Annotated in this window: 30 protein-coding genes and 1 pseudogene; 22 read left to right on the top strand and 9 right to left on the bottom strand. The window is 68.9% G+C overall.

Annotated features, from left to right (window positions below; translation table 11 throughout):
• The 3 genes from CH341_RS11970 to CH341_RS11960 all read right to left on the bottom strand — a co-directional run.
• Positions 1–690, bottom strand: a 690-nt coding sequence (locus tag CH341_RS11970; protein ID WP_146604447.1) for a 2-hydroxyacyl-CoA dehydratase family protein, incomplete at its 3' end; no start/stop codon positions are given.
• Complete coding sequence (locus CH341_RS11965; protein ID WP_111419258.1) at positions 683–1,729, bottom strand: acyl-CoA dehydratase activase; 1,047 nt, start codon at positions 1,727–1,729, stop codon at positions 683–685. The genes CH341_RS11965 and CH341_RS11970, both read right to left, overlap by 8 nt.
• A gap of 66 nt (positions 1,730–1,795) precedes the next feature.
• Positions 1,796–2,866, bottom strand: a complete 1,071-nt coding sequence (locus tag CH341_RS11960; RefSeq protein ID WP_245431009.1) for an ABC transporter substrate-binding protein — start codon at positions 2,864–2,866, stop codon at positions 1,796–1,798.
• Positions 2,867–3,282: 416 nt separating this feature from the next.
• Between CH341_RS11960 and CH341_RS11955 the strand changes: the two genes are divergently transcribed.
• Positions 3,283–4,314: an ABC transporter permease gene (locus CH341_RS11955; protein WP_111419256.1), complete on the top strand. Its 1,032-nt coding sequence runs from the start codon at positions 3,283–3,285 to the stop codon at positions 4,312–4,314.
• Entirely contained in the window at positions 4,308–5,135 is an 828-nt protein-coding gene (locus CH341_RS11950) for an ABC transporter ATP-binding protein (RefSeq protein WP_111419255.1), read from the top strand. Before CH341_RS11955 ends, CH341_RS11950 begins: the two co-directional genes overlap by 7 nt.
• 167 nt (positions 5,136–5,302) lie before the next feature.
• On the opposite strand, the gene CH341_RS11945 is transcribed toward CH341_RS11950, so the two are convergent.
• On the bottom strand, positions 5,303–6,553 hold the full coding sequence (locus tag CH341_RS11945; RefSeq protein WP_111419254.1) for a rhodanese-like domain-containing protein: 1,251 nt from the start codon (positions 6,551–6,553) through the stop codon (positions 5,303–5,305).
• A 213-nt stretch (positions 6,554–6,766) separates the two neighbouring features.
• On the opposite strand from CH341_RS11945, the gene CH341_RS11940 reads away from it, so the two are divergent.
• From CH341_RS11940 to CH341_RS11900, 9 genes are all read left to right on the top strand, one after another.
• Entirely contained in the window at positions 6,767–7,642 is an 876-nt protein-coding gene (locus CH341_RS11940) for a dihydrodipicolinate synthase family protein (RefSeq protein WP_111419253.1), read from the top strand.
• A 161-nt stretch (positions 7,643–7,803) separates the two neighbouring features.
• The gene (locus CH341_RS11935) at positions 7,804–8,877 is read left to right on the top strand and encodes a tripartite tricarboxylate transporter substrate binding protein (RefSeq protein ID WP_170149587.1); all 1,074 of its coding nucleotides are present in this window, start codon (positions 7,804–7,806) and stop codon (positions 8,875–8,877) included.
• Between the two features lie 32 nt (positions 8,878–8,909).
• On the top strand, positions 8,910–10,253 hold the full coding sequence (locus CH341_RS11930; RefSeq protein ID WP_111419251.1) for a phenylacetate--CoA ligase family protein: 1,344 nt from the start codon (positions 8,910–8,912) through the stop codon (positions 10,251–10,253).
• A gap of 163 nt (positions 10,254–10,416) precedes the next feature.
• Positions 10,417–10,812: a hypothetical protein gene (locus CH341_RS11925; RefSeq protein ID WP_210208267.1), complete on the top strand. Its 396-nt coding sequence runs from the start codon at positions 10,417–10,419 to the stop codon at positions 10,810–10,812.
• On the top strand, positions 10,809–11,816 hold the full coding sequence (locus CH341_RS11920) for an ABC transporter substrate-binding protein (protein WP_111419250.1): 1,008 nt from the start codon (positions 10,809–10,811) through the stop codon (positions 11,814–11,816). Before CH341_RS11925 ends, CH341_RS11920 begins: the two co-directional genes overlap by 4 nt.
• Before the next feature lie 163 nt (positions 11,817–11,979).
• Positions 11,980–12,996 carry an ABC transporter permease gene (locus CH341_RS11915; protein ID WP_111419249.1) on the top strand — a complete coding sequence of 339 codons (1,017 nt, stop codon included), beginning with the start codon at positions 11,980–11,982 and terminating at the stop codon, positions 12,994–12,996.
• Positions 12,990–13,787 carry an ABC transporter ATP-binding protein gene (locus tag CH341_RS11910; RefSeq protein WP_111419248.1) on the top strand — a complete coding sequence of 266 codons (798 nt, stop codon included), beginning with the start codon at positions 12,990–12,992 and terminating at the stop codon, positions 13,785–13,787. The genes CH341_RS11915 and CH341_RS11910 overlap by 7 nt, the downstream gene beginning before the upstream one ends.
• A 19-nt stretch (positions 13,788–13,806) precedes the next feature.
• Positions 13,807–14,145, top strand: a complete 339-nt coding sequence (locus CH341_RS11905; RefSeq protein WP_146604446.1) for a hypothetical protein — start codon at positions 13,807–13,809, stop codon at positions 14,143–14,145.
• A 50-nt stretch (positions 14,146–14,195) separates the two neighbouring features.
• A complete protein-coding gene (locus CH341_RS11900) occupies positions 14,196–15,509 on the top strand; it encodes an O-acetylhomoserine aminocarboxypropyltransferase/cysteine synthase family protein (protein WP_111419246.1) in 1,314 nt (437 codons plus the stop codon).
• A 34-nt stretch (positions 15,510–15,543) separates the two neighbouring features.
• Here CH341_RS11900 and CH341_RS35830 read toward each other — a convergent pair whose 3' ends face one another.
• Positions 15,544–15,915 carry a hypothetical protein gene (locus CH341_RS35830; protein ID WP_245431008.1) on the bottom strand — a complete coding sequence of 124 codons (372 nt, stop codon included), beginning with the start codon at positions 15,913–15,915 and terminating at the stop codon, positions 15,544–15,546.
• Between CH341_RS35830 and CH341_RS35825 the strand changes: the two genes are divergently transcribed.
• Positions 15,902–16,078 (top strand): hypothetical protein, encoded by a 177-nt coding sequence (locus CH341_RS35825; RefSeq protein WP_245431007.1) that lies wholly within the window; start codon positions 15,902–15,904, stop codon positions 16,076–16,078. The genes CH341_RS35830 and CH341_RS35825 overlap by 14 nt on opposite strands.
• A 66-nt stretch (positions 16,079–16,144) precedes the next feature.
• Here CH341_RS35825 and CH341_RS11890 read toward each other — a convergent pair whose 3' ends face one another.
• A complete protein-coding gene (locus CH341_RS11890) occupies positions 16,145–16,780 on the bottom strand; it encodes a helix-turn-helix domain-containing protein (RefSeq protein WP_111419245.1) in 636 nt (211 codons plus the stop codon).
• A complete protein-coding gene (locus tag CH341_RS11885) occupies positions 16,773–16,964 on the bottom strand; it encodes a hypothetical protein (RefSeq protein ID WP_111419244.1) in 192 nt (63 codons plus the stop codon). Before CH341_RS11885 ends, CH341_RS11890 begins: the two co-directional genes overlap by 8 nt.
• 666 nt (positions 16,965–17,630) lie before the next feature.
• Between CH341_RS11885 and CH341_RS11880 the strand changes: the two genes are divergently transcribed.
• Positions 17,631–18,080 (top strand): RrF2 family transcriptional regulator, encoded by a 450-nt coding sequence (locus CH341_RS11880; protein ID WP_111419243.1) that lies wholly within the window; start codon positions 17,631–17,633, stop codon positions 18,078–18,080.
• A 301-nt stretch (positions 18,081–18,381) separates the two neighbouring features.
• Here CH341_RS11880 and CH341_RS11875 read toward each other — a convergent pair whose 3' ends face one another.
• Positions 18,382–19,155, bottom strand: a complete 774-nt coding sequence (locus CH341_RS11875; RefSeq protein WP_111419242.1) for an outer membrane protein — start codon at positions 19,153–19,155, stop codon at positions 18,382–18,384.
• A gap of 672 nt (positions 19,156–19,827) precedes the next feature.
• Here CH341_RS11875 and pufB point away from each other — a divergent pair.
• Together pufB and pufA are read left to right on the top strand one after the other, a co-directional pair.
• Positions 19,828–19,968, top strand: a pseudogene (gene pufB, locus CH341_RS11870) (light-harvesting antenna LH1, beta subunit); the annotation flags it as partial.
• A 25-nt stretch (positions 19,969–19,993) separates the two neighbouring features.
• A complete protein-coding gene (gene pufA, locus CH341_RS11865) occupies positions 19,994–20,173 on the top strand; it encodes a light-harvesting antenna LH1, alpha subunit (protein WP_111419240.1) in 180 nt (59 codons plus the stop codon).
• 432 nt (positions 20,174–20,605) lie between these two features.
• On the opposite strand, the gene CH341_RS11860 is transcribed toward pufA, so the two are convergent.
• Entirely contained in the window at positions 20,606–21,343 is a 738-nt protein-coding gene (locus CH341_RS11860) for a GntR family transcriptional regulator (protein WP_170149586.1), read from the bottom strand.
• Positions 21,344–21,778: 435 nt separating this feature from the next.
• Between CH341_RS11860 and CH341_RS11855 the strand changes: the two genes are divergently transcribed.
• From CH341_RS11855 to CH341_RS11840, 7 genes are all read left to right on the top strand, one after another.
• Positions 21,779–22,561 carry a 3-hydroxybutyrate dehydrogenase gene (locus CH341_RS11855; protein ID WP_210208266.1) on the top strand — a complete coding sequence of 261 codons (783 nt, stop codon included), beginning with the start codon at positions 21,779–21,781 and terminating at the stop codon, positions 22,559–22,561.
• Positions 22,562–22,653: 92 nt separating this feature from the next.
• Complete coding sequence (locus CH341_RS34170; RefSeq protein WP_170149585.1) at positions 22,654–22,791, top strand: hypothetical protein; 138 nt, start codon at positions 22,654–22,656, stop codon at positions 22,789–22,791.
• Positions 22,792–22,800: 9 nt separating this feature from the next.
• A complete protein-coding gene (locus CH341_RS11850; protein ID WP_210208265.1) occupies positions 22,801–24,375 on the top strand; it encodes a sodium:solute symporter family protein in 1,575 nt (524 codons plus the stop codon).
• An 86-nt stretch (positions 24,376–24,461) separates the two neighbouring features.
• On the top strand, positions 24,462–25,400 hold the full coding sequence (locus CH341_RS11845; protein ID WP_111419238.1) for a beta-keto acid cleavage family enzyme: 939 nt from the start codon (positions 24,462–24,464) through the stop codon (positions 25,398–25,400).
• A gap of 56 nt (positions 25,401–25,456) precedes the next feature.
• On the top strand, positions 25,457–25,627 hold the full coding sequence (locus CH341_RS34165) for a hotdog family protein (protein ID WP_170149584.1): 171 nt from the start codon (positions 25,457–25,459) through the stop codon (positions 25,625–25,627).
• Between the two features lie 52 nt (positions 25,628–25,679).
• Positions 25,680–25,892, top strand: coding sequence for a hypothetical protein (locus tag CH341_RS33650; RefSeq protein WP_146604445.1), 213 nt, complete (start codon positions 25,680–25,682; stop codon positions 25,890–25,892).
• A 144-nt stretch (positions 25,893–26,036) separates the two neighbouring features.
• Positions 26,037–26,231 (top strand): SDR family oxidoreductase (locus CH341_RS11840; RefSeq protein ID WP_245431010.1); only part of this gene is annotated, 195 nt, incomplete at its 3' end.

The raw sequence follows: 26,231 nt of genomic DNA, 5'->3' as shown, positions 1-26,231 counted from the left end.
CTCGATCAGCGTCTCGGCCGGGAGATAGTAATAGCCGCGGACCAGCTCGAGATAGTCACGACCGGACAGCGGCGGGCTCGGTCGCTTTCGCAGCTCCGAAAGCTGCTTCAGCAAGCGCCGGGCCTTGTTGTGGAGCACGATCTGCGCGCTCACCTCGTCGTCCGTGACGGGACGGCCGACGAGGCCGGCGAGGTCGTCGCGGAAATGCACGATCTCCTCGCGGAAATAGGCGCGTGACGCCTCTTCGCCGCGCAGGCGCGGCAGGTTGAGGAGCTTCACCGGAACGAACTGCTCGATCACCTCGGAGGCGCGCTTCATCGAGGCGCAGGTGTGGAAGTTGTAGACGCGGTCGACGGCGCGGTAGAGCGGGTCGCCGTCCTGCGGGTCGAACGATCCGATGCAACCCTTGCTGAAGTCGCAGAAGACGCTCTGGGTGAACCGCTCGCCGCGCGAAACGGTGTCGGCGTCACCGGCCTTAAACAGGCGCGCGTGGCGCACCCCGGCTGCGGCGAGAAGCTCCGGCGGCGTGTAGGCGCAGAAATAGCCGGCACGCGGCAGGTCGTCGGCGCGCGCCACGAAGGCCGCCTGCTCGGCCTCGATCAGGGCCCGGATCGGGCGGATCGCGGGATGCAGCCCGCCGGTCCCGTCGCGCCCGTGCCCATCGTCGTGAAACGTCGTCGTCTCAAGCATGGCTTTGCTCCCCGGTCCGGTCCTGCGCTCCGGCGAGACGTGCGTCGCCGTTGGCGCGGTGGAGGATCTTCGACCCGACCCGCGACGGGGCCGCCGTCGCTGCGGGTCGGTGGCTCGCCGCGCTGTCGACCGGCGCGGGCGCCGATGCCGTCGCGGCCGTTGCCGACGGCGCCGTCGCCACGCCGCGTGCGGCAAAGCGGCCGGCATGTACGGCCGCCCCGAGCGCGCCGGCGTAGATCATGTCGATCGAGGTCGGTGCGAAGGTCGCGCCGAGCAGATCCTCCAAGGCCGCGCGCATGCCGACATTGTTGGCGACGCCGCCCGTGAAGACGAGGTCGGGCTCGGTGCCGATGCGGCCGAGCAGCGTCTTGACCCGGCGGGCCGAGGCGTAGTGGATGCCGGCCGCGATGTTGGCGCGCGCTGCGCCGTCGCCGTGCCGCTCGCCGCGCGCCCGCAGCGAGATCACCTCGGATTCGGCGAACACCACGCACTGGCTGGAGATCGGCGCCGGTGCGTCGGCCGCGAGCGCGACCGGGCCGAGCTCGTCGAGTCCGAGCCCGAGCAGCACGGCGGCCTTCTCCAGGAACCGTCCGGTGCCGGCGGCGCATTTGTCGTTCATGACGAACTCCAGCACCTTGCCGGTGGCCGGATCGATCCGGATCGCCTTGGAGTCCTGGCCGCCGATATCGATGATGGTGCGGGTGCGGGGGTTGATCACATGCGCGCCGAGCGCGTGGCAGGTGATCTCGGTCACCACCTGATACGGAATGTCCGCGTAGGCGAGCGAGATGCGGCCGTAGCCGGTGCCGACCAGGAACGCGATGTCGCGGCGGTCCAGGCCGGCCCGGCGGAGCAGCGTCTCCACCAGCGCGTCGGCGGTTTCCTGCATGTAGAGGCCGGTGGCGACGAACGCCGTCTCGAACGCCGTCGGCGTCAGCAGGACACCTTTCGAGCCGCGCGAGCCGATGTCGAGTCCGATCACCGGCGCGGCCGGCGCGTGCATGGCCAGCGCGGCTCCGGCGAGTTCACGGTACTGCATGCAGACTTGCTCCTTGTCGAGGCGCTGGTCGAGGTCGTGTCGGGGGACGAGATCGTCGGCGCCGGCTCACGGGAGCACGTTGGCGACGACCCTGGTCGCGAACCGTTCAGGGTCCGTCGACCCCTTGAGCACCGAGGCGCGCTTGAGATCGGCGACGATGCGGACGATCTCCTTGCGCAGCGCCTCGCCGGCCGGGTGATGATCGTGCGTGTGGCTGCGCAGCATCGCCGCCAGCTCCGTGACCGGCACCTTCGGCGTGTAAGGGGCGAAGATCTCGGCGGCATCGGTCGGGTTGGCTGCGACGTGCGTGGCCGCCTCCAGCAGGGAGGCGGTCAGCGCGGCGGAGGCTGCCGGATCGGCGCGCAGCAGCGTGCCGCGAACACCGAGCACGCAGCACGACAGGTTGGCGTAGTCGCCGGACAGGTTCGAGGCGATCTCGACCAGCTCGCCGTTGCTGCGCAGTCGCGCCAGCCACACGGCGGGGTCCGAATCCGCTAGCGCCGCGATCTCCCCGCGCTGGAGCGCGACCGGCAGCAGGTCGGCCGGGAACTCGCGCCACTCGACGTCGGTCTCCTGATTGATGCCGCGGTCCGCCAGCATGACGGCGAAGTAGTGCCGCGGCGTGCCGGAGAGGCTGCTCACCCCGATGGTCTTTCCCTTGAGCTGGGCGATGTCGGTGATGCCGGCGTCGCGATGGACCAGCAGGCGCGTGCAGCCGCCGTGGATCCCGGTGGTCAGCTTGACGTCGAAGCCCCCCTCCAGCGGCTTAAGCCAGTTCAGCGCCATGCTGACGCCGGCCTCGGCCTTGTCGGTGGCGAGCGCCTGCAGCATCTGGTCGGTCCCGCCGGCGAACTGGACGAACTCGACATCCAGATTGTGCCGCGAGAAATAGCCGCGATGCAGGGCGACCGGGACGGCGGCCGTGCAGATGCCGGTGCCGTTGTAGGCGAATCGGATCTTTCGCGGCGGCCCTTCCGGATCGACCGTCTCGACACGGGCCGAGGTCACGCAGATCGTCCCGTCGAGCAGGTCGACCGGGATCGCCGGTGTCGCCGGCCCGAGGGCCAGCACGGCACCGATCGTGCCGCCGCTCGCGACGCCGAGGCCGAGCGCCGCGCCCGAGCCGGCGAGAAGCATCCGGCGGCTCGGACCATCGGCCCTCCGTGTGTCGATGCGATCGTCCCGATCTCGGTCGTCCGGATTTCGCGTTCCCCGCCGATGCTCGGCCATCTGATGAGTTCCTCGGGTCATGATTCATGCAGACGCGTATCGCGTCCGAAATCGGCGGCGGCGCTGGTCTCCGCGGCCCACGGCCGGCGCGTCGGGCGCAACGTTCCGTGCCCCATCAGAGTAAGCGCCGCTCGTTCCGGGAGCAATAAATAAAATACTGAACTAGTAGATCAACGTCGCTCTTATGTTACGCTCGCGAGCATAAACACATTGCTTCCGACGAGGTCGTCTCGGGAGCGTGAGCGTCGTGTCGCGACGTCGTGCCGCCGTCACCATGTGTCGTCGTCACCGGCCGTCGCCTGAAAGCGCGAGGATGGTGTTCGATGACGAATCCGACTTTCGAGGACGTTGCAGTCGCCCCGCCACGTGGGGCGATCCCGACGGTGCGATCTCCGGTCGACAGATCGGCTCCGTCGGGTCTCGTCGGGCTGCTCGCCGCGGCGACGTGGCTCGCGGCCGCCGGCACGATCCGATATTGGCCGGATGTCCCCGAGGTGAGCTGGGACCGGACCGAGGAGTTCGCCTTGCTGCTCGCGGCCGGTGCGTCGACCATCGCGGTGCTCACCATCGCGGCGCAGTGGCTCGCGCCTCTGCGCCGGGTGCGCAGCGCTGCGCCGTGGCTGGTGGTCATCGGTCTGATCTTCGCGGTGTGGGAGGTCGCGACCGCCAAGACGGCCGTTCTGCCGATGCCGTTCTTTCCGCCGCCGCAAGCGATCTTCGAAGTGCTGATCGACGACCACAAGCGCCTGCTGGACTGCGTGCTCGCCTCCGGCAAGCTGCTCGCCGGCGGCTACGTGATCGGCGCGACGCTCGGCTTCGTCGCCGGCGTGGCCATCGGCTGGTCGGTGAAGGCCGGCTACTGGATTCACCCGATCCTGCGCTTCATCGGCCCGCTGCCGGCGACCGCGTGGCTGCCGCTCGCCTTCTTCGTCTTTCCGACCAGCCTGAGCGCCAGCACGTTCCTGATCGCGCTGGCGACGGGCTTTCCGGTGACGGTGCTCACCTGGTCGGGCGTCGCCGGCGTCAACAGCACCTATTACGACGTCGGGCGGACGCTCGGCGCGAGCTCTCGGTTCCTGGTTTTCAAGGTCGCGATCCCGGCGGCGATGCCCTACGTCTTCGTCGGCCTGTTCATGGGGCTCGGCAACTCCTTCGCCGTGCTGGTCGTCGCCGAGATGCTCGGCGTGAAGTCGGGCCTCGGCTGGTATCTGCAATGGTCGCAAGGCTGGGCCGCCTACGCCAACATGTACACGGCGCTGTTCATCATGGCGCTGGTCTGCTCCGGCCTGATCACGCTCCTGTTCCGGGTGCGCGATAGCCTGCTCTCCTGGCAGAAGGGACTGGTCAAATGGTGATCGCTCAATCGCATCCCGTCGCGTCGCCGCGCGACCCTGCCGCGGGCGCGGGCGCGGGCGCGGGCGCCGGGACGCGGCTCGAGGCCGTCGACGTCAGCCATCGTTTCGACCTGCACGGCGAGCCGCTGCCGGTGCTGGAGCATATCGACCTGACGGTCGAGCCCGGCGAGTTCGTCGCGCTGCTCGGCCCCAGCGGCTGCGGCAAGTCGACATTGCTGCGCCTGGTCGCCGGGCTCGATCTTCCGACCGAAGGCGAGCTGTGGGTCGATGGCCGCCGGATCGAGGGGCCCGATCCGTCGCGTGTCGTGGTGTTCCAGGATCCGACCCTCTATCCCTGGCGGACCGTGTGGCGCAATGCGGCGCTCGGGCCCGAGGCGCAGGGCATCCTGAGGCAGCAGCGCGGCCGCATCGAGGACGTGCTGCGACTGGTCGGCTTGTCGACCTTCGCCAAGGCCTATCCGCATCAGCTCTCGGGCGGCATGGCGCAACGCGCCGCGCTCGCCCGTGCGCTCGTCAACGAGCCGAGCCTGCTGATTCTCGACGAGCCACTCGGCAAGCTCGATTCGCTCACCCGCATCACCATGCAGAGCGAGCTCGTGTCGCTGTGGCAGCGGTCGGGCTTCACGGCGCTGCTGGTGACCCACGACGTCGAGGAGGCGCTCTATCTGGCCCAGCGTGTCGTCGTGCTGAGCGACCGGCCGGCCCGCATCAAGGCCGAGATCGTCAACGAGCGTCCCTATCCGCGCCGGCGTGGCGATCCTTATCTCACCGAGCTGCGCCACCGCGTGCTCGCCGAGCTCGGCCTCGACGCGACCTGGTGACCACGTCGGTCGCGGTTCGACCGGAGACCGATCGTGTCGTCGACGGCATTCGATCACGCCGACGATTGTCACGAGATGCGGCGACAGCGCCCGGGCGGGCGGGCTGGACGAGAGCCGTCCGGCCCGGCGCTGCGCTCGCCGCCGTGCGGGCTGTCGTCTGACGGCGATCAGCCTGCCGCCGCCGGCCGGACCACCCGGAAATTCGCGACGCCGTCGTTGGCGAGCTGCGCGACGAGGCCGAGCTCCCAGTCGATATAGGCCTGCATGGCGGCGCGGGGGTTGTCGGTGCCTTCGTAGGGCCGCTTGTAGGGGCGGGCCGGGGCGGGGACCGGCGGGCGTGCGGGCACACCCGTCTGGTCCGGCACCACCACGCCGTCGCCGATCACGGCGGCATCCCAGCCCATCTGCACGAGCCAGGAGGCGGTCATGCGGGCCCGCACACCGTCGTCGTCGAACAGCGCCAGCCGGGCGCCGCGCACCGCCACCCATTCGTCCGTCGCCTGCACGAGCTGGCCGCCCGGCGCCGACACGAAGCCCTCCGGATGCCCGGCCGCGTGCTCTTCGGGCGAGCGGACGTCGAGCCGATGGAGCGTTCGCGCGCCGCGCTCCGCCACCCAGGCCGCATAGGTGCCGCGATCCAGCACCCGCACGCCGACGCGCTCGGCCCAGCGCCCTGCCGCGTCGCGGGCCCGGGCATGGCCTTCGGACGAGAGCGTGCGCGCCGCCTCGGCGCGGCCGTGGTCGAGCGGCAGGCCGGCGAGCGTCCAGCCGATGGTTCCGTTGCGCAGCGCCGCGACTTTTTGGGGTACGCCGAGATTCACCAGCGTCTGCGTCCCGATGATGCTGCGGGTGCGGCCGGCGCAATTGACGATGACGGGCACGTCGGACGGCGCCGCGTCGAAGATGCGCAGCGCCAGCTCGCCGCCCGGCAGGCTGCGTCCGCCCGGGATGCTCATGGTGCGGTATTCCTCGAAGCGTCGGGCATCCAGCACCACGGTCTCGGGATGCTGGGCGAGCAGCCGCTGCACGTCTTCGGCCGGGTGCGACGGCGTGTGGCAGATCGCCTCGACCAACTCCCCGAACGCCTTGCTGGGCACGTTGACGTCGCGGAACACCTCTCCGACCGCGCGATACGCGGCGAGCCCGCCGTCCAGCACCGCGACCTCCGTGTAGCCGAGCGCCGCGATACGCTCCATCGCCGGCGCGGTCAGCCCCTCACCGTCGTCGTAGATCACCACCGGCACGTCCCGCCGCGGCGCGAGGTCGGGCAGGCGCGCCTCGATCTGGGCGAGCGGCAGCGACACGGCGAAGAACGGATGCGCGGCCGCGAAATCGGCCTCCTCGCGCAGGTCGAGAAGAGCAATCTCGCGGCGCTCGCGCCAGTGGCGGCGCAGCTCGGCCGGAGTGGTGGTGGGCATGTCGGGTCCTGCTCGGTCGGTCGGCGGGACGCGATTTGTCCCGCGCCGATCCGGCGCGGTCAACCGAAGCCGTTTTCGTTCTGGCGCCCTGAACAGGGCGGGTCTTCTCCCGATGCCGCACATCGGAGGGCGACGTTCTCGTTCTCAGCCGACGCTCGACAGTCTCGGGCAGGCGCGCTAGCTGCTGCCCGAACCGTCCCGACAGGAGCCCGCATGTCTCGCCTCCACGGCGTCTATCCTTATCTGGTCTCGCCCGTCGATGCCGAGGGTCGTGTCAATGCCGACGTGCTGGCGCGCCTCGTCGACGATCTGATCGGGCAGGGCGTGCACGGTGTGACGCCGCTCGGCTCGACGGGCGAGTTCGCCTACCTGTCGCGGGTCCAGCGCACCGAGGTCGTCCGGGCGACCGTGCGGGCGACGGCCGGCCGCGTGCCCGTCGTCGCCGGCGTCGCCGCCACGGCGACGGCCGACGCGGTCGATCAGGCGCGAGCCTGGCAGGCCGAAGGCGTCGACGGGATCCTGGCGATCCTGGAGGCGTATTTTCCGCTGAAGGACGACCAGATCGAGGCCTATTTCCGCGCCGTCGCCGATGCCGTGGATCTGCCGGTCGTGCTCTACACCAACCCGGCCTTCCAGCGCTCCGATCTCTCGCTCGACGTGATCGCGCGACTGGCGACGCATCCGCGCATCGTCGCCATCAAGGACGCCTCGACCAACACCGGGCGGCTCCTGTCCATCATCAATCGCTGCGGGGATGACATCGACGTGTTCTCGGCCTCCGCCCACATCCCGGCCGCCGTGATGCTGATCGGCGGGGTCGGCTGGATGGCAGGGCCGGCCTGCCTGGTGCCGAAGCAGAGCGTCGCGCTCTACGACCTGTGTCGCGAAGGGCATTGGGACGAGGCACTGCGGCTGCAACGCAGGCTGTGGGCCCTCAACGAAGTCTTCGCACGTCACGGCCTGGCCGCCTGCATCAAGGCCGGCCTCGCGCTGCAGGGCTACGCCGTCGGCGATCCGGTTCCGCCGCAGCGTCCGCTGGCCGTCGCGGAACGCGACGCCGTCGCGGCCGCCCTCGCGGCGGTCGACTGATTTTCCTGATCAGGTGGCGCGGACGGTCGCGTTCTTCCCCCGAACCGGCCCGAATAAAGATCCCAAACTCTTGAAGCGCGGCGCCTCGCCGCCGATCCTTGCGGTCCATGCGCAGCCCCCGCTGCGCCGCCCGTCTCGTGGGCGTTCCGAGGACCTTTGAAATGCAGATCGATCCGCGCCGTCCGGGCGCCACCCTGTCGCATGCCTCCGTGTCGTCTTTGTTCGAGACGTCCTCGGCCGAGACGCGCCTCGACCGCCGCACGCTGCTGCGGCATGGTCTCGCCGGCGCCGCCGCCGCACTCGTCGCCGGGGCGGCGCGCGCCGAAGCCCCGGCCGTGCTGCCGAACCGACCGCTGCGTCTCGTCGTGCCGTTCGCGCCGGGCGGCAGCGTCGACGTGCTGGCTCGCGCGGTCGGCAAGGCCGTAACCGAGACCTCGGGCCGCCAGGTGCTGGTCGAGAACCTGCCGGGCGCCAGCACCAATCTCGCCGCCGACCATGTCTCGCGCGCCGCACCCGACGGGTCGACGCTGCTGGTCGCCAGCGACAGCCTCGCGATCAACAAGAGCCTGTTCCGCAATCTCGGGTTCGATCCGGTCACGAGCTTCCAGCCGGTGACGCTGGCCATCACGGCGCCGCAGATTCTGGTGACGCATCCCGGCCTCGGCGTGAAGACGGTCGACGAGTTCGTCGCGCGCGTGAAGGAGAATCCCGGGAAGGTCACGGTCGGCATTCCGGGGAGCGGCGTCATCGGCCATCTGGCCAGCGAGCTGGTCAACCGCCGGCTCGGCGGGCTGCAGGTGAACCACGTGCCCTACAACGGCGGCGCGCCGGCGACCCGCGATCTGCTCGGCGGCCATGTCGATGCCGTCTACATCACCCTGCCGGCCGTCACCACGCTGGTGCGCGGCAACAGCCTGGTGGGGCTCGCCGTCACCTCCGACGTGCGCTCGAAGGCGCTGCCGGCGGTGCCGACCTTCGCCGAGACCGTGCTGCCGGACTTCGATCTGCTGAGCTGGCAGGGCTTTCTCGCGCCGGCCGGGACGCCGATCGAGGTCGCCGAGGCGCTGCATGTCGCGATTCACAAAGCCCTGGAGAGCGAGGGCGTGACGCGCTCGCTGGTCGACCTCGGCTACGACATCGTCGGCGAGGGGCCGCGACCCTTCGCACGCCGGCTGGAGACGGACGTCTCCCGGTTCGCCGAGGTTGTTCGTGACGCAGGGATCCGCATCCAGTAGCGCGATCCGACGTTTCATCGAGGATCATTGCCATGACCAAGCCCGAGGCGTTGGATCACCGCCTCTATTGGGACGCCCGGCTGGAGACCCAGAGCCGCGCCGAATGGGAGGCCCTGAAGCTCTCCTTGCTGCAGTCCCATCTGACGCACGCCTATGGCCGCTCGCCGTACTGGCGCGCCGCCTTCGACGCGGCCGGTGTGCATCCCGACCGGCTGAACACGCTCGACGACTTGCGGCGCTTCCCGTTCGCCGACAAGCACGTTCTGCGTGATCGGCAGGTGGCGGTGCCGCCGCTCGGCGATCTCGTCGCCGTGCCCGAACGCGACATCGTCTACATCTCCACGTCGTCCGGCTCGACCGGTGTGCCGACCGCCTCTCCGTTCACGGCCCGCGACTTCGACGAGTGGATCGATTACGAGGCGCGGCAGTTCTGGTCGTCCGGCATGCGGCCGAGCGACCGCTACGCCCACTCGCTGAACCTCTCGCTGTTCATCGGGGGCCCCTGCGTGCTCGGCGCCCAGAAGCTCGGCGCGCTGACCATCCATGCCGGCACGCTGCCGTCCGAGCGGCTGCTCCAGATTCTGCGTCAGTTTCAGGCGAGCATCATCTGGACCACGCCGTCCTACGCCTGGTACCTGGGCGAGACCGCGCTCCAGGAGGGGTACGATCTCCAGAAGGATCTCGCGGTGAGGCGCATCTTCGTCGCCGGCGAGCCGGGCGGCTCGATCCCGCAGACGCGGTCGCGCATCGAGGAGCTGTGGGGCGCCTCGGTCTACGACTATTACGGCCTGTCCGACATCTTCGGCTCCTGCGCCGGCGAGTGCGAGGCCAAGGACGGCCTGCACTGGGCCGAGGACCACATCCATGTCGAGGTGATCGACCCCGACACCGGCGAGCCCGTGCGGGAGGGCGAGCGCGGCGAGCTGGTGTTGACCACGCTCAGGAAGGCGGCGCGGCCGCTCATCCGCTTCCGTACCGGCGACATCGTCAGCGTCACCACCGAGCCGTGCGCCTGCGGCCGTACCGCGCTGCGCATGCACGGCGTGCACGGCCGGCTCGACGACATGCTGATCATCAAGGGCGTCAACCTCTTCCCGAGCGACGTCGAGGCGGTGGCCCGGCAGGACCGCGATCTCACCGGCGAGTACCGGCTGGTGGTCGAGCGCATCGACCACCTCGACCGCATCACGGTCGAGGTCGAGCGGGTGCGCGGCTTCAACGGCACCGACGAGGATCTGGGCCACCGCGTTTCCCGGCGACTGAAGTCCGTCAACGGCGTCTCGGCCGAGGTCCGCGTGCTGGCGCCCGACACGCTGCCGCGCGCCACCCACAAGGCGAAGCGCGTCGACGACCGCCGCACCGGCGTGTGGAGCTGAGCCGCCGCCCGGGTCCCACGACGATGCCGGATCGCAGCAAGAACACGCAGTCCGGCACGCGGGTGCGAACGCCCTCTTCTCGCCGGCGCGGGAACAACGAAAGCCTTTTCCCGGACCCGATTGCTAAAGTCCGGCGTGCTTTCGACAGGGGGAGGTGAGGGCCGTGATCACCGCGATCGTCCGCTATCGCCTGCCCCCTCATATCGGCGAGTCCGAGTGCCGGGCTCATTTCGAGCGCATCGCGCCTGGCTTCGGCGACGTGCCGGGCCTGCTGCAGAAGCAGTTCATCTGGCGCCAGGACGGTGTCGCCGGCGGGGTCTACCGCTGGGCCGACCGTGCATCGGCCGAACGGTTCTATTCGGGCCCGTGGCGGGAGGGAATCCGCGCCCGCTACGATTTCGAGCCGGAGATCGAGTTCTTCCACACCGTCGCGATCACGGACAATCCGGGCGGCGTGGTCAGCGTGCCGGGGCGCACCGCAGCCCCACCGATTTCACCCGGTGCGGACCGCTTCGTGGCGGCCGCGGTGGCCGGGTCATCATCGAGGAGAAGTTCATGACGTCGATTGGCGGCTCTCTGTCCCGCCGCAGCCTGCTGCTCGGTGCCGCCGGCGCCGCCGTGGCGGCTCCTGTCGTGCTCCGCAGCGGCGCGCTCGCGCAGAGCAATCTCAAGCCGTTCCGCATCGCCTGGAACACCGGCGCCGTCTGCTCGGCCCCGGTCGGCCTGGCGATCGAGAAGGGCATCTTCGTCAAGAACGGTCTCGCGGCCGAGACCGTCAACTTCGCCGGCTCGACCGAGCAGCTTCTGGAGGCGCTGGCGACCGGAAAGGCCGAGGGCGCCGTCGGCATGGCGCTGCGCTGGTTCAAGCCGCTGGAGCAGGGCTTCGACGTGAAGCTGGTCGCCGGCACCCATGGCGGATGCCTGCGGCTGCTCGGCTGGAAGCCGGCCGGTGTCACCCGGCTGGAGGACCTGAAGGGCAAGGTGGTCGCCATCAGCGACCTGTCGAGCCCGACCAAGAGCTTCATCTCGCTGCGCCTCGCCGACGTCGGCATCGATGCCTCCAAGGACGTCGACTGGCGCGTGTTTCCGGGCAACCTGCTGGGGCTGGCGGTCGAGAAGGGCGAGGCCCAGGCGCTGGCGCACTGGGACCCGGACACGCATTTCTATCTCAAGGACGAGCGCTTCGTTCAGATCGCCACCAACCTGGAAGGCGCCTACGCGAACCGCACCTGCTGCATTCTCGGCGTGCCTGGAAAGCTCTTTCGCGACGACAAGGCGGCGGTGCGGGCCGCGACCACGTCGCTGCTCGAGGCGGCGGCGCTCTCCGCCAAGGACCCGCGCGCGACCGCCGAGGTCTATTTCAACGCCTACAAGCCGAAGAGCGGCATCGAGGATCTCACCGCGATGGTGAGCTACCACACCCACAATCACACGCCGGTCGGCGAGGCGCTCAAGCAGGAGATCGTCCTCTACGCCGACGAGCTCAAGCGCGTGCAGGTGCTGAAAGCGTCGACCGACAGCCAGAAATACGCCGACCGCGTCTTCGGGGACGTGTTCGGGTGAACTGGACCGCGTGCGAGCCGTCTCGCTCCCCGGCGGGCGGCCCCTTGCTCGTCATGGCCGGGCCTGTCCCGGCCATCCACGGTCTCTCTTGCGGGGCCGCCGCGAAGACGTGGATGCCCGCGACGAGCGCGGGCATGACGCCGGGGCAATTGTGGACACTGCCATGAGCACCATCGTCGATGATCGCACCGGTGTCGGCCTCGCCGAGTTCACCGACGAGGACAGCGCCCCACGCGTCGGCTTGCGCTGGAGGTCGGCGCTGCCGCCGCTGGCCTGGCTGGTGCTCGCCGGCATCACGACGTGGTGGCCGTCGCCGCAGGAGTGGCCGCGGACCGAAGAGTTCGTGGCGCTCGCCAGCACGGTCGCGGCCGTGCTGGCGCTGCTCGCGGTTCTCGGACCGTGGCTCGGCGTCTTCGGCGCGCGTGTCCGCCATGCGGAGCCGTGGCTGATCGCCCTCGCCGTGATCGCCACGGTCTGGGAGCTCGTCACCGCGAAGCTGGCCTGGCTGCCGGTGCCGTTCTTCATGCCGCCGCAAGCGATCCTCGAGGTCTATCTCGACGAGGGCGGCAAGCTCGCCGAGTGCGTGTTCTATTCGGGCCTGCTGCTGGTCAAGGGATTCGCCATCGGGGCTCTGGTCGGTTTCGCCTATGGCGTCGCGCTCGGCTGGTCGCCGCGCGCCTCCTATTGGGGCCATCCGATCCTGCGCTTCGTCGGTCCGGTGCCGGCGACCGCCTGGCTGCCCTTCGCCTTCTTCGCATTCCCGTCGAGCGCCAGCGCCGGCGTCTTCCTGGTCGCGCTCGCCACCGGCGTGCCGGTGGCGGTGCTGACCTGGTCGGGCGTCGCCTCGGTCAACAGCGCCTATTACGACATCGCCCGCACGCTCGGTGCGTCGGAGCGCTTCCTCGTCGGCAAGGTGGCGATCCCGGCGGCGATGCCGCACGTCTTCGTCGGCCTGTTCATGGGGCTGGCCGGTGCCTTCGCGGTTCTGGTCGTCGCCGAGATGATGGGCGTGAAGGCGGGGCTCGGCTGGTACTTGCAATGGGCGCAGGGTTGGGGCGCCTACAGCAACATGTATGCGGCGCTCGCCGTGCTGGCGCTGCTGTGCTCGGGGGCGATCTCGCTCCTGTTCGCGGTGCGCGACCGGCTGCTCGCCTGGCAGAAGGGGATGCTGCGATGGTGACGGCGGCTGCAGCCAGGACCGAGACGCCGCTCGCGGTCGGGACGGACCTGTCGATCCGCGGCGTCTCGCACGCCTTCGCGCTGGACGGCAAAACGTTGCCGGTGTTGCAGGACATCTCGCTCGACGTCGCGCCCGGATCGTTCGTCGCGCTGCTCGGCCCGTCGGGCTGCGGCAAGTCCACGCTGCTGCGCCTCGTCGCCGGGCTCGACCGGCCGCGTCGCGGAGAGCTGCTCGGCGACGGCGAGCCGATCGTCGGGCCCGATCCGTCGCGCGTCGTCGTGTTCCAGGACCCGACCCTCTATCCGTGGCGCACCGTCGAGGGGAATGTCCGGCTCGGCCTCGAGGCGAGGGGGCTCGTGAAGACCCATTACGACCGGGTCGGCGCCGCGCTGCGGCTGGTCGGCCTCGATCGCTTTGCCTCGGCCTATCCGCACCAGCTCTCCGGCGGCATGGCGCAGCGTGCCGCGCTCGCCCGTGCGCTGGTCAACGATCCGCGGCTCCTGATCATGGATGAACCGCTCGGCAAGCTCGATCAACTCACCCGCATGACGATGCAGAGCGAGATCGTGTCGCTGTGGCGCAACGCCGGGTTCACGGCCCTGCTGGTGACGCACGACGTCGAGGAGGCACTTCTGATGGCCGAGCGCGTCGTCGTGATGACCGAGCGGCCGGCCCGGATCGCCGCCGTGCTCGAGGTGGAGAAGCCCTATCCGCGCCACCGCAACGATCCCGACCTCGTAGCGCTGCGTCAGCGCGCGCTCGAGCTCTTGGGACTCGGAGCGACGTGGTGACCGGGCGGCTGGTGTCACCATGAGGCGTTTCGCATCTGCTGCCCCGCCGCGACGCCGGTGGCGGACATGGCCGGCCGTCCTGGTCGGGCTCGGCTGCGCGGTCGTCTTGGCCGCCGTCGCCTGGTGGGCATTGGTGTTCGGCATCGTCGTCGACGCCGGCGTGCTGTCGCTCCGCGAGGCCGGTCTGTGCCTCGTCGATTCCTCCGGCCTGTGTCGCGCGATCGCCGAGCTGTGCACCCGCGATCACCCGTTCGGCATCCGCGTCTATTCGCCGGAGCTCTTGTGGGTGGGCCTCGCGATGGCGGGGCCCGGCCTGATGATCGGCGCGCTCGCGGCCGCCCGGCCCCGCGCCGCCTGATCCGGGCCGCAGCCCTCACCACCTCGACACGTCCATCCAGGAGAATTGCAATGTCCCAGTCGCTTCGTCCCGAGACCCTCGCGCTGCATGCCGGTTGGCGGGCCGATCCGTCGACCGGCGCCGTCGCCGTGCCGATCTATCAGACCACGTCGTACCAGTTTCGTGACACCGAGCATGCGGCGAACCTGTTCGCCTTGAAGGAGCTCGGCAACATCTACACCCGCATCATGAACCCGACCAACGACGTGCTGGAGAAGCGCGTCGCCGCGCTCGAGGGCGGCGTCGCCGCGCTGGCGCTCTCGTCGGGCCAGGCGGCCTCGGCCTTCGCGCTCCAGAATCTCGCCCGCGCCGGCGACAACGTCGTCAGCTCGACGGATCTCTACGGCGGCACCTGGAACCTGTTCGCCAACACGCTGAAGGACCAGGGCATCGAGGTCCGGTTCGTCGACCCGGCCGATCCGGAGAACTTCCGACGCGCCACCGACGCGCGGACCCGCGCCTATTACGCCGAGACGCTGCCCAACCCGAAGCTGACCGTGTTCCCGATCGCCGAGGTCGCGGCGATCGGCCGCGAGATCGGCATTCCGCTGATCGTCGACAACACGGCCGCACCCATTCTGTCGAAGCCGCTGGAGCACTGCGCCGCCGTGGTGGTCTACTCCTCGACCAAATATCTCGGCGGCCACGGCACCTCGATCGGGGGCCTGCTGGTCGACGGCGGAAATTTCGACTGGGCGGCCTTCCCGGAGCGCCAGCCGGCCCTCAACACGCCGGACCCGAGCTATCACGGGGCGGTGTGGAGCGAGGCGGTCAAGCCGCTCGGACCGATCGCCTACATCATCAAGGCCCGCGTCACGCTGCTGCGCGACCTCGGGGCCGCGCAATCGCCGTTCAATTCGTTCCTGACTCTGCAAGGCATCGAGACGCTGCCGCTGCGCATCGCGCGACATTCCGAGAACGCCCAGGCCGTCGTCGAATATCTGAAAGGGCGGCCCGAGGTGATCAAGGTGATCCATCCCTCGGTGCAGACCGGCGCGTCGCGCGAGCGTGCGGAGAAGTACTTGAAGGGCGGCTTCGGCGGGCTGGTCGGCTTCGAGCTGGCCGGCGGCAAGGACGCGGGGCGGCGCTTCATCGACGCGCTGGAGCTTCTCTATCACGTCGCCAATATCGGCGACGCGCGCAGCCTCGCCATCCATCCGGCGACGACCACGCACTCGCAGCTCTCGCCGCAGGAGCAGAGCGCCACGGGCGTCTCGGACGGGTATGTCCGCCTGTCGGTCGGCATCGAGCACATCGACGACATCCTGGCCGACATCGAGCGCGGCCTCGCGGCGGTCGGCCGCTTCGCCCAGGCGGCCGAGTAGCACCGGGGGCGAAACGGCCCTGCGGGCTCCAATATCACGGACGGGCCTCTGTCATGATCGACGGCCCGTCCGTTGTCGTTTCGGAAGCGCCGATCGACTGGAGGAAAGCGCATGCCGCTCCGGCTTCGCGATTGCGGCATCGGCCCTTCGGCCTAGTCTGGCTCTCGACCGACGGAGACGATCCGTCACCCGACCGGAGCCAGACCATGAGTGCCGCCATGACCATGCCGACGATGCCGACCTCGATGCCGATGATGGGCATGCCCATGATGAACATGCCGATGATGGGAATGCCGATGATGAACGGCATGATGCCCATGAGCGGCATGATGAACCCGATGATGGGCGGCATGATGCCGATGCAGATGCCGATGCCGATGATGATGTGCACGATGACGTGCACCATGACGCCGACCGGCATGACCTGCGAGATGGCGCCGATGGACCCGTCCATGAAGGACATGTTCATGCAGTGCTGCCAGACCATGTGCACCATGACGGCCAACGGCATGCCGATGATGATGGGCTGCGGCGGCATGATGATGTGCTGCATGCCGGCGAAGGCGTGACGGCGCGTTCGATGCGTCGAGGGTGGGGACGCGGCGCGTTGCCCACCCTGTGACGAAAGGCGCCCTTCACCCCACCGTTTCGACGTAGGTCATCACCAGGTAGAGCACCGCCTCGCCGTGCGACGAGTTCCGGTAGCCGTGCGGAACGTCGGCCTCGAACAGGATGGCGTCCCCCTCGGTCAGCTCGACCGGAGCGTGCTGTCCCACCAAAATCTCGATCGCGCCCTTCGCCACGATCAGGTTCTCGCGGGTGCCGGGCGCGTGAGCGTGGGCGTCCTCGCGGTGGAACGGCGCGACCCGCAGCTCGTAGAACTCGACCTGCCGCTCGGAGTCGAACGGGAACAGCGCGCGCGAGGTGAAGCGCCCCTCGCTGGAGGCGAGCACCTTCGAGCGGTCGCGGCGCAGCACCACGGTCCCTGCCTGCTTCTCCACCGTCAGCAGGCTGGCGAACGGCACCCCGAGGGCCGTCGCCACCTTCCACAGCAGGCTGATGGTCGGTGCGCTCTTGCCGGTCTCGATCTGGCCCAGCATGGCGCGGCTGACGCCGGACAGCTTGGCGAGGCGGTCGAGCGAATGGCCCTGCCGGGTGCGCAGGCGGCGCAGGTTGCGCCCGACGATGGCGGGCAGGTCCGCGCCGGTCTCGTCGTCCTGGCCCGCCGGGCCGTCCACGCGATAGCCGTCGGGCGAGATGTGCCTATTCATGACCTGTGCTGGCGTGAGCCCGGGGAAACCACACGGGCGTCCACATCATCATCACCGGGGTCGGCACCAGCACGAAGCCGACGAAGCCGGGGACCGGCACGGTCCCGGGCGCGGCGGCTGCGGTCGCCGCAGCGCGACGCCGCGCCCGATAGGCCGACAGGTCGATGACGGTCGCGCTGTTCATGCTCACCCCAACTCCCGATCCGTATGGGCTCGTCGTCGCCGGCCGGGCGACGATCCGGGCGGCGCCCGGGGAATGCGCCGCAGCCGTGACCCTGGCCTGCTCGAAACTTGCCGGGAGCGGGACGAGGCATCAAGACGACGGAGCAGAAAAAGAAGCGTCGTTGCTCCGGCTGCGGAACCTGAAGGTAATTTTCTTCGGAGCGTGGCGAAGGGAGATCGACCATCGCGGTCCCGACGTCTGTCTTCGGCCGCGTCGTGGCGACTCCGCTGCCCGCCAATCAGTGGACGCGCTTCGCCGAAAACGACGACCGTGTCGGTGCTGACCGCGGCCGGCGACGAGGCGTTCTCGGTCGGCGCCGATCTCGACGCCATCCTGCACGACCTGCGGTGGAGAAGCCGATCGTCGGAGCGGTGGCGGGCTGGGTGGTGAGCGGCGGGCTGGTGCTCGCCGATCACCGCGAGAAACGGCCAGCGCCCTTCGTCGGCCGCTGAGCGGCACACGGCGCCGGGCGGCGTCCCCGAAACCCCCGTGAGAGCGGACCGATCGCCCGCGCCCGGCGGCGCGAGCCTCGGTGGACATCCGAGCGACGGTGGAGACTTTTCGAACGCGGCGTGATATTAGATCGAAATCATCGATTATCATCACTCCGCAGCATCGATTGTCTCCATGCTCACGGCGAAGGGAAAATACGGCCTCAAGGCCCTGGTCCACCTCGCGGCATTGCCGCCCGGTGAGACCACCCAGGCGATCGAGATCGCCGGCGCCGAGAACATTCCGAAGAAGTTCCTCGATGCGATTCTCGGTGATCTCCGCAGCGCCGGAATCGTCCTCGCGAAGAAGGGGCCGGGCGGAGGCTACATGCTGGCCCGGCCGCCATCGAAGATCCGCATCGGCGACGCGGTCCGCACGCTGGACGGGCCGCTCGCGCCGATCGCCTGCGCCAGCCGGACCGCCTACGAGCCGTGCCCGGACTGCAACGACGTCCGGCGCTGCGTCGTCCGCCTCACCATGCGGCGAGTGCGCGACGCGATGTCCGATGTCCTCGACAAGATGACGGTCGCCGACATGATGGCGATGGGCAAGTCGAACCGGGCGGCGCTCGTCTCGACCCTCTGACGCCCTCCGATCGTATCGGCGCGTTGCGAGGCGGCACAGCGGCGCCCGCGTCAGGGCACGGCGATCCGGCCCGTCGCCGTCACGCTGCGCCGTCCTCGTGCAGCCAGTTGCAATATTGCCGCGATCAAAAGGAAGCAGTTTCGTCTTACGGGCCGCCGAGAGAGGATGGTCTCGGCTTTAGGGTCCGATGTGATCACGTCCTTCTCCGGCAGGCCGGCGACGACCGTCCGGATCGATCAGGAGCCCCGTCGGAGGGGTCGACGAGGCTCCTGTCGTGGCCGGCGAAGAACGAGCTGGGACTTCAGTACTTCGCAACCAACGGCGCCGCGGCGCCGAACCGGTAGTTGATGCCGACCTTGGCGGTGTGAATGCCGTTCAGGTCGTAGTCGAAGGCATAGGGCGTGCCGGCGACGATGCCGGTGACGGTCTGGGTGTCGTCGAGACCGAGATACAGATACTCGGCCTTGATGCTCCAGTTGAGGTCGAACGCCCATTCGATGCCGCCGCCCACGGCCCAGGCGGTCTTGGTGTCGCTCGCCGAGGCGGCGAGACCGACAGTCGGTGCCCAGATCGAGGTCTCCACGTCGACGAAGGCGACGCCGCCCTTCACGTAGACGAGGGCGCGATCCCAGGAGTAGCCGAGCCGGCCGGCGATCAGGCCGTACCAGTCGCCGATCTTGGTGGTGGCCGACAGGGCCGGCGTGATCAGCAGCGGATCGTAGGCCGAGCCCGACAGGCTCAGATAGCCGATCTCGCCCTCGATGCCGAACACGAAAGGCGAGCCGACCGGCTGCCAGTTCCAGCCGATGGTGCCGCCGCCGATGAAGCTCGAATCCGGATTGTAGCTCCACGTGTCGTAGGGAAGCGGCCCGGCGAAGCCGTTGCGGTCGTAGACCGTGACGTCACGGTCGTGCCAGGCGCCGCCGACGAAGCCGCCGACATAGAAGCCGGACCAGTTGAACGCCGGCGCGACGACGGGCGGGGCCTTGACCGGATATCGGGCCGGCAGGTCCGCGGCAGCGGCGGTAACGACCGCGGCGAGAACGACGGTGGATGTGAGAAGCAGCTTGCGCATCGGAGTGTCTCCTTTAATCGATAAACTCACTCTACTAAAATCGCGCGTCGTGGAGGTTGCAAATGTGCAACATTCGACTTCGAAGTGGCGTCTCTCATCTGATCAGATCGATGTCTGACGACGGGACGCGGCCGAGTGCGGCGCGTCCGGAGATCATGTTGAGACGAGCAGGCGGGGAACGGATCCGTCGTCCCGGTGCGCCGCGCGCCGGAGAACGGCTCGACCCTCCGCCCGGGACGATGGGCTTCGTCTCTTTGCCGTCACGGACGCCAAGAGCCGACCCGGCCGGGATGTGACGTGATCAGGACAGGGGGCGGCGGAACGCCTCGACGCCGGCGCGCCGAATATGGTTCTGATTTCCGAGTCCGGGCAATTCTTCGAAAGGAAATTCCCGTTCGATTCCGTTGACACTCCCGGGCGTCCAGAGAACAATACAGATATCATAGACAATCCGTTATCGACCCCGGCCTGGATCGGCCGGGTCGCGCAAAGCAGGACACCAACCGAGTTTCGACGGCCGTCCGGCCGAACGCCGCGTCGTGTCCAAGGCTGCGCGACGGTGTCGACATGGCACCGCGTCCGGCATGCCGGATGCGTGAAGCCGCGGCTGTGCCGCGGCAAACCCGCCCGTCGCCGCGACGTCGGCCGTGGGCCAAATCGGAGAGAGTGAAGATGGCTGAATCGACCAGAAGCCTGTCGGGGCTGACCGAGGAGGAGGCGCTCGAGTTTCACGCCCAGTTCAAGACCACGTTCACGGCCTTCGTCGTGATCGCCGTTCTGGCCCACATCCTCGTGTGGGCCTGGAAGCCCTGGTTCTGAGCGAGAAGGACGAGACGTCATGGCCAATCCGCAAGACGACTACAAGATCTGGCTGGTCCTCAATCCGTCGACCTGGCTGCCGGTGATCTGGATCGCCGCGCTCGTCGTCGCGATCGCGATCCACGCCTTCGTGCTCAACAACCCGCGCTACAACTACATCGACCTGAAGGCGGCGTCCGAGAAGGCGCCGACCAAGTAACGATCGCCGGTCCCGTCCTCTTCGGCCGGGTCTGGTGGGAATACCCTCTGAGGTGCCACGAAGCATCGTGCCATCCTCGCCGCGCCCACGGCCATTTGGGCGCGTCCGCGGACCACGACGGCTGGTGGTCCGGAATGCTGCTGCCGGTGGACCGTTCACATGGACTTTCGGTCGTTGGACCGAGGCTCCATCGTGTTCGGTCCTTCGGCCGTTCCGAGACCGGCCGCCGGCGAGGCGGCACCAAAGCCGACCGCGCCCTTCAGCGCCGATGAGCCTGAACCGGCGCGACCGGCGCCGTGTGAGGTCGGTTCGTCGGACTCGAATCGTCTCCGCTCAGCGGTCGTCGACCGGCCCTGAACTCGACCGGTGCGCGGTCGCGCCGGTGAAGCGGCTGGCATTGCGAGCGTCGCAGAGCGTTCTCTACGGCGGCCCTCAGGCCGAGCCCGGTCCGGCGGCGGGCGTCGCCGGCCCGCCGTTGACGGCGCGGGCGGTCCCCTGCGGGTCGTAGACCTTGCGCAGGAACATGGTTCCGGTGCGGATGTCGAGGGCGATGGCGCGCCGCGCCTTCCTGCCGTCGCGGGCCGCGATCGCCGCCATGGCGCGGCCGTGGAAATGGTGGCCGTTGCCGAAGAACGTCGCGAGATTGACCGGCGTGCGGCCGATCGTGCCGAGGAACGGCCCGGTGCGCAGCCACAGGTTCTCGATCATGTCGACGAGCTGCGGGTAGCCGGCGGCTCGGTAGATCTCGAAATGGAAGGCCTGGTTGGCGGCGAGCGCCGCGGCGGTGCGCGACTGCCCGGCGGCCTCGACCATTCCGGCGTCGATCTCCCGCAGCCGGTCGACCAGGCCGGCGTCGTGGATACGCGCCGCCCGCTCGGCGGCGTAGCCCTCGATCTCCATCCGGATGCGGACGAACTCCTCGTGCAGCTTCGGATCGAACGGGGTGACGCGGATCTGGCGGTTGGACGACTGCACCAGCACCTTCTCGGCCATCAGCCGCTTGAGGGCTTCGCGGACCGGCATCGGGCTGGTGCCGAGCGAGTCGGCGAGCTTGCGGATGGAGATCGGCTCGCCCGGCTGGAAGTGGCCGGTGAGCAGGGCCTGGCGAAGGCTCTGGTACACCCGCTCCTGCAAGCTGGAGACGTCGATCGAAGGCAGGCTGTCGTACATCGAAGAACTATCCGGCGAGCCAAGCCCGGCGAGCCTCGAGCCCGCGAGCATGCCGCATTGCGCAGACCCTCACAACGAACTGCGCTGCAGGGCGTCGGTGAACCGCGCCGATTCGCCTCGGCTCGGTGTATGTCTTTGATCTGACAGAGTCAATCAACCGGGACGGCGTCGCGCCCGAGACCGTCCGGCCGGGCGCGTCCGGTGGCGACTACCGGTGACGCCGTCCGGCCGCGGTATCGCCCACGCCGCTGCTGCCCGCCGGGACCCGTCCCTCAGCATCCCGGTTCGCCGGGGACCACCGGGAGAGGCCGTCTGCGTGCCACGCACGGGAAGGATGGCCCATAAGTGTGATCACAGATCATGGATATATGATCTTGACCGGATCGGGCCTCGGCGGGAGAGTGCCCCGGGGCTGAACCAGCCGGGGTCGAAACAATGCTGAAAAATCGGAATGCAATCGTCACGGGCGCGACGAGCGGAATCGGTCTTGGCATCGCCAAGGCGCTGGCCGCCGAAGGCTGCAACCTGATGATCGGAGGCCTGGCGCCGGCCGGTGTGCCGGAGCGCCTGTGCCGCCAGATCGCCGACGAGCACGGCGTCGTGGTCGTCCACTCGGGCGCCGACCTGAGCGAGCCGGACGCGGTGCGCGGCCTGGCGGCCGACGCCATGCGCCAGCTGGGGCACATCGACATCCTGGTCAACGACGCCGGGCTGCAGTTCGTCGCGCCGCTCGTCGACTACCCGGAGGAGAAGTGGAACCTCCTGCGGGCCGTGATGCTCGACGCCCCGTTCCACCTCATCAAGGCCGTGCTGCCCGGGATGATCGAGCGGAAGTGGGGCCGCATCGTCAACATCTCGTCGGTCATGGGCGTGATCGCGGCGCCTCACAAGCCGGCCTACGTCTCGTCCAAGCACGGTCTCGCCGGCCTGACCAAGGCGGTCGCGCTGGAAGTGGCGCCCGACGGCATCACCTGCAACGCGATCCTGCCCGGCACCGTCCTGACGGACGTGATCAAGAGCCAGCTGCCCAATCAGGCCAAGGTGCTCGGATGCACCGAGGAAGAAGCGATGGACCGGGTCTTCACGCAGAATCATCCGACCCGGCGGCTGATCGATCCCTCGGAGATCGGCGCCACGGTCGCGTTCCTGTGCAGCGAGGGCGCCAAGTCGATCACCGGAGTGCTGCTGCCGGTCGACGGCGGTTACACGGCGCGCTGAGACCGAGCCGAGCAGTCCGGGATCTCCGGGAGCGCACCCCGACACGGGGCCGGCGCCGAGCCGCATCGCAGTTTCGAACGGGAGTCCGACTCATGTGGACAGCACTGATGTTCTGGGGCGCCAGCATCGCGTTCTGCGTCGCCGTCGCGGTCTATCTCTGCAGCTTGATCGAGTCCTCCGGCGTGCGCCGCTGGGGCGCCACCGGCAGCCTGTTTCGCTACGACGAATAGGAGATCGACATGAGCACCATGACCATCTCCTACACCGTCGTCTTCGCCTCCTATCTGGTGTTCCTGGCGTGGACCACCATCAAGAGCTTGAAGGAGGTCGAGACGCTGTCGGACTTCACCACGGGCGGCCACCGCATGGGGCTGCTTCTGGGGGTCGGAACGTCCGTCGCCACCTGGGTCAGCGTGGCGTCGGTGATGGGCGTCCCGGGCTATCTCTACCGCACCGGCGCCGCGGCGATCATCGGCTGGGTCGCGGGCTGGTTCCTCGCCACGTCGATCATGCCGATCCTCGCCTACAAGGTGCGTCGCCCCGAGATCCCGGCCCGCACCTTCCCCGAGTTCATCCGCATGCGGTTCGAGCCGTTCGAGAAGGTCAGCAACCTGCAGCTTCTCGTGGCGGTGCTGATGTTCGTCGGGTACTTCATCTTCTGCCATCTGCAGGTCGTGGGCTTCGGCATCGTGTTCAACACGATCACCGGCATTCCCTATGAATACGCCATCTTCGGCTTTCTGGCGCTGCTGGTGCTGACGTCGCTCGGCGGCTTCTGGTCGGTGGCGGCGACCGATACGCTCAACGCGGTGCTGATCCTGATCGGCCTGGTCTTCGGCACCGGCGCCGTCCTCTATGCGACGGGAGGCATCGGCCCCATTCTCGACAACCTCGCGCAGACCACCGCGCCGATCAATGTCGGGGGCACGCCGATGGAGGCGGGCGTGATGCTGACCCCCGAGGGCACCTTCGGCTGGTCGGTGCTGATGGGCATCTTCATGTCGAACGCCCTCGGGGCGTCGGTGGCGCCGCACTGGATCAACCGCTTCATGGCGCCGAAGAACACCAAGGCGGCCGTGCTCCAGATGATGTGGACCGTGGTCGCGCTGATCCCGATCTTCGTCTGCCTGATCGTCATCGGCCTCGGCGCCAAGATGCTGCTGCCCAGCCTGCCGGTCGGCAAGACCACCGACTACATCATGCCGCTGATCGTGCAGGAGCACGCCCCGTCCTTCGTCGGCGCCATGACCCTGATCGCCATCCTGGCGGCCGCGATCTCGACGGCCAACTCGATGCTGCTGAACTGCGGCACCTCGCTCTACTACGACATCTGGCGCGCGCTGCGTCCGGAAGGCCGGCTCGACGACGCGAAGGCCACGCGCCACCTGCGCTGGACCGTGCTGGTGCTGGGGGCGTTGTCGGTCCTCAGCGCGATCAAGCCGCCGCTCCTGCTCGCCATGGGCTTCACCTATGTCTACGGCGCGTTCGGTGCGGCCTTCATGTGGCCGGTCTGGCTGGGGCTCTTCTGGCGTCGGATGAACCGCTCGGGCGCCTATGCCGGCATCCTGGTGGGGACGCTCGTCTACGTCGTCGCCAAGCTCCTGGACTTCTCCAATCCGTTCGCGGTCGGCGCCGGGCTGTCGCTCGTCGCGACGCTGATCGGCGTCTACCTGACGCCCGCTCCGCCGAGGGAGGCCTACGAGGCCTATTTCGAGCCGGACGTCAGTCCCTCGACCCGCGCCGTCGCGCTGCGGATCCGTCGCGAGGACGACGGCGCCCACCACGAGGTGCACGCCGCGAAGACGTCGGCCTGAGAGCAGCCGGCGTCGGCGGATCGATCACGACGGGGCGTGCCGGCCGGATCCGGGACGGCCGCCCCCGAACAACAGGAGCAATCGCTTTGAGCAAGCTCGTCGTCACCGCGGCGATCACCGGGGGCGTCCACGTCCCCAGCCTGTCGCCGTACTTTCCCTATCTTCCCGACATGGTCGTCGACCAGGCGGTCGGCGCCGCGAAGGCCGGGGCCGCGGTCGTCCACATCCACGCCCGCGACCCGAAGGACGGCCGCCCGTCGAGCGACATCGGGGTGTTCCGCGACATCGCCGCGGCCATCCACGCGCAGTGCGACGCCGCGATCTGCGTCACCACGGGCGGTGGCCTCGGCATGAGCCCGGAGGAGCGGGTGAAGCCGGTCGGCATCCTGCGGCCGGAGCTCGCCTCGCTCAATGCCGGCTCGATGAACTTCGCCATCCATCGCCTCGCCGACAAGATCGAGTCGCCGAAGTTCGACTGGGAGGTCCCCTATCTGAAGTCGACCGAGGATCTGATCTTCCCCAACACGTTCCGCAGCATCACGGCGTTCACGCGGGCCATGTACGCGGTCGGCACCAAGCCGGAGCTGGAGATCTACGACGTCGGCATGATCAACAACGTCAAGTATCTGCTCGACACCGGCGTGCTGAAGGCCCCGCTCTATCTGCAGTTCGTGCTGGGGATCCTCGGCGGCATCGCGGCGACGGCCGAGAACCTGGTGTTCATGGTGGAGACCGCCCGCAAGGTGATCGGTGCCGACAATTTCGTCTGGTCGTGCTGCGCCGCCGGCCGGGCCCAGCTCCCGATGACGCTTCTGGCGATGACCATGGGCGGCAACGTCCGGGTCGGGCTCGAGGACAATCTCTACACGGGCCCCGGGCGGCTGGCCAAGAGCAGCGCCGAGCAGGTCGAGACCATCGCCCGCATCGCGCGGGAGCTGTCTCTCGACATCGCCACGCCGGACGAGGCGCGGAAAATCCTCGGCCTGAAGGGCCGGGCAGAGGTCGGTTGGGCCGTCGCCGCGTGAGGCACCACGCCGGCGTCGTGCGGCACGCCCGGACTCCTCCTCTGCGGAGCGCGGGCGTGTCGCCGGCCGGTTGCTCTCGCCGGGTGCGGGCGCGCTTCGTCAGCGCCGCCCGGAACGATCGCTCGCCCTCGGAGATCCTGATCAGATACGCCGTGACGCTCGAGATCGAAGGGCGGGAGAAGCCGGCCATGGTGGCCGAGTGGCTGATCGTCCGTCGGACGTCGTGACCCGATCGAGCGATCACTGCCGCCCCAGCACAGCGACAATCAGGAACAGCAGATGACATTCGATCCGGTGGACGCCCGCAAGCGTCCCGCCCCTCGCAGGGCAGCCATTGGTTTCCGGCCATGCGACCTCGTGCCGTTTCCGCTCCTGGCCATGGTGGTAGGATGCAATCTGTCCGCCGCCATGACCCTGGCCAATCCGTTCGTCGTCGCGTCGATGATGTCGATCCTCGACGGGCCGACGGCCTGGAGCCGCATGGGCGCTTGAACCGGGACGCACGCGCTGCCGCCGCGCCGGGGCCGGACGACGACGCTTCCGAGCGATCCGAATGAAGGACACGAGATCATGAACGAGTGCAGGCCGATCGATCCGCTTCCCAAGGTGTGGGACCCGAACACCCGGATCGGCGACATGCTGAAGGGCAAGCGCGGGCTCGTCGTCGGCGTCGCCAACGAGCACAGCATCGCCTATGGCTGCGCGGCGAAGCTGCGCGCCTTCGGGGCCGAGCTGGCGCTGACCTATCTCAACGAGAAGGCGCACAAGTACGTGCAGCCGCTGGCCGAGACGATCCAGGCGAGCCTGCTGCTGCCGCTCGACGTCGAGCGG

Origin of the sequence: Rhodoplanes roseus, from assembly GCF_003258865.1 — a bacterium.
In the GTDB taxonomy this organism is placed as follows: domain Bacteria; phylum Pseudomonadota; class Alphaproteobacteria; order Rhizobiales; family Xanthobacteraceae; genus Rhodoplanes; species Rhodoplanes roseus.
Note: the sequence above shows the minus strand (reverse complement) of the source record. Positions and strands in the feature narration are given on the sequence as shown.

Coding starts and splice junctions, on each gene's coding strand:
- CH341_RS11965 (WP_111419258.1), bottom strand. CDS start 1,729: ATGCAGTACCGTGAACTCGCCGGAGCCGCGCTGGCCATGCACGCGCCG.
- CH341_RS11960 (WP_245431009.1), bottom strand. CDS start 2,866: ATGCTTCTCGCCGGCTCGGGCGCGGCGCTCGGCCTCGGCGTCGCGAGC.
- CH341_RS11955 (WP_111419256.1), top strand. CDS start 3,283: ATGACGAATCCGACTTTCGAGGACGTTGCAGTCGCCCCGCCACGTGGG.
- CH341_RS11950 (WP_111419255.1), top strand. CDS start 4,308: ATGGTGATCGCTCAATCGCATCCCGTCGCGTCGCCGCGCGACCCTGCC.
- CH341_RS11945 (WP_111419254.1), bottom strand. CDS start 6,553: ATGCCCACCACCACTCCGGCCGAGCTGCGCCGCCACTGGCGCGAGCGC.
- CH341_RS11940 (WP_111419253.1), top strand. CDS start 6,767: ATGTCTCGCCTCCACGGCGTCTATCCTTATCTGGTCTCGCCCGTCGAT.
- CH341_RS11935 (WP_170149587.1), top strand. CDS start 7,804: ATGCAGATCGATCCGCGCCGTCCGGGCGCCACCCTGTCGCATGCCTCC.
- CH341_RS11930 (WP_111419251.1), top strand. CDS start 8,910: ATGACCAAGCCCGAGGCGTTGGATCACCGCCTCTATTGGGACGCCCGG.
- CH341_RS11920 (WP_111419250.1), top strand. CDS start 10,809: ATGACGTCGATTGGCGGCTCTCTGTCCCGCCGCAGCCTGCTGCTCGGT.
- CH341_RS11915 (WP_111419249.1), top strand. CDS start 11,980: ATGAGCACCATCGTCGATGATCGCACCGGTGTCGGCCTCGCCGAGTTC.
- CH341_RS11910 (WP_111419248.1), top strand. CDS start 12,990: ATGGTGACGGCGGCTGCAGCCAGGACCGAGACGCCGCTCGCGGTCGGG.
- CH341_RS11905 (WP_146604446.1), top strand. CDS start 13,807: ATGAGGCGTTTCGCATCTGCTGCCCCGCCGCGACGCCGGTGGCGGACA.
- CH341_RS11900 (WP_111419246.1), top strand. CDS start 14,196: ATGTCCCAGTCGCTTCGTCCCGAGACCCTCGCGCTGCATGCCGGTTGG.
- CH341_RS35825 (WP_245431007.1), top strand. CDS start 15,902: ATGACGTGCACCATGACGCCGACCGGCATGACCTGCGAGATGGCGCCG.
- CH341_RS35830 (WP_245431008.1), bottom strand. CDS start 15,915: ATGGTGCACGTCATCGTGCACATCATCATCGGCATCGGCATCTGCATC.
- CH341_RS11890 (WP_111419245.1), bottom strand. CDS start 16,780: ATGAATAGGCACATCTCGCCCGACGGCTATCGCGTGGACGGCCCGGCG.
- CH341_RS11885 (WP_111419244.1), bottom strand. CDS start 16,964: ATGAACAGCGCGACCGTCATCGACCTGTCGGCCTATCGGGCGCGGCGT.
- CH341_RS11880 (WP_111419243.1), top strand. CDS start 17,631: ATGCTCACGGCGAAGGGAAAATACGGCCTCAAGGCCCTGGTCCACCTC.
- CH341_RS11875 (WP_111419242.1), bottom strand. CDS start 19,155: ATGCGCAAGCTGCTTCTCACATCCACCGTCGTTCTCGCCGCGGTCGTT.
- pufA (WP_111419240.1), top strand. CDS start 19,994: ATGGCCAATCCGCAAGACGACTACAAGATCTGGCTGGTCCTCAATCCG.
- CH341_RS11860 (WP_170149586.1), bottom strand. CDS start 21,343: ATGTACGACAGCCTGCCTTCGATCGACGTCTCCAGCTTGCAGGAGCGG.
- CH341_RS11855 (WP_210208266.1), top strand. CDS start 21,779: ATGCTGAAAAATCGGAATGCAATCGTCACGGGCGCGACGAGCGGAATC.
- CH341_RS34170 (WP_170149585.1), top strand. CDS start 22,654: ATGTGGACAGCACTGATGTTCTGGGGCGCCAGCATCGCGTTCTGCGTC.
- CH341_RS11850 (WP_210208265.1), top strand. CDS start 22,801: ATGAGCACCATGACCATCTCCTACACCGTCGTCTTCGCCTCCTATCTG.
- CH341_RS33650 (WP_146604445.1), top strand. CDS start 25,680: ATGACATTCGATCCGGTGGACGCCCGCAAGCGTCCCGCCCCTCGCAGG.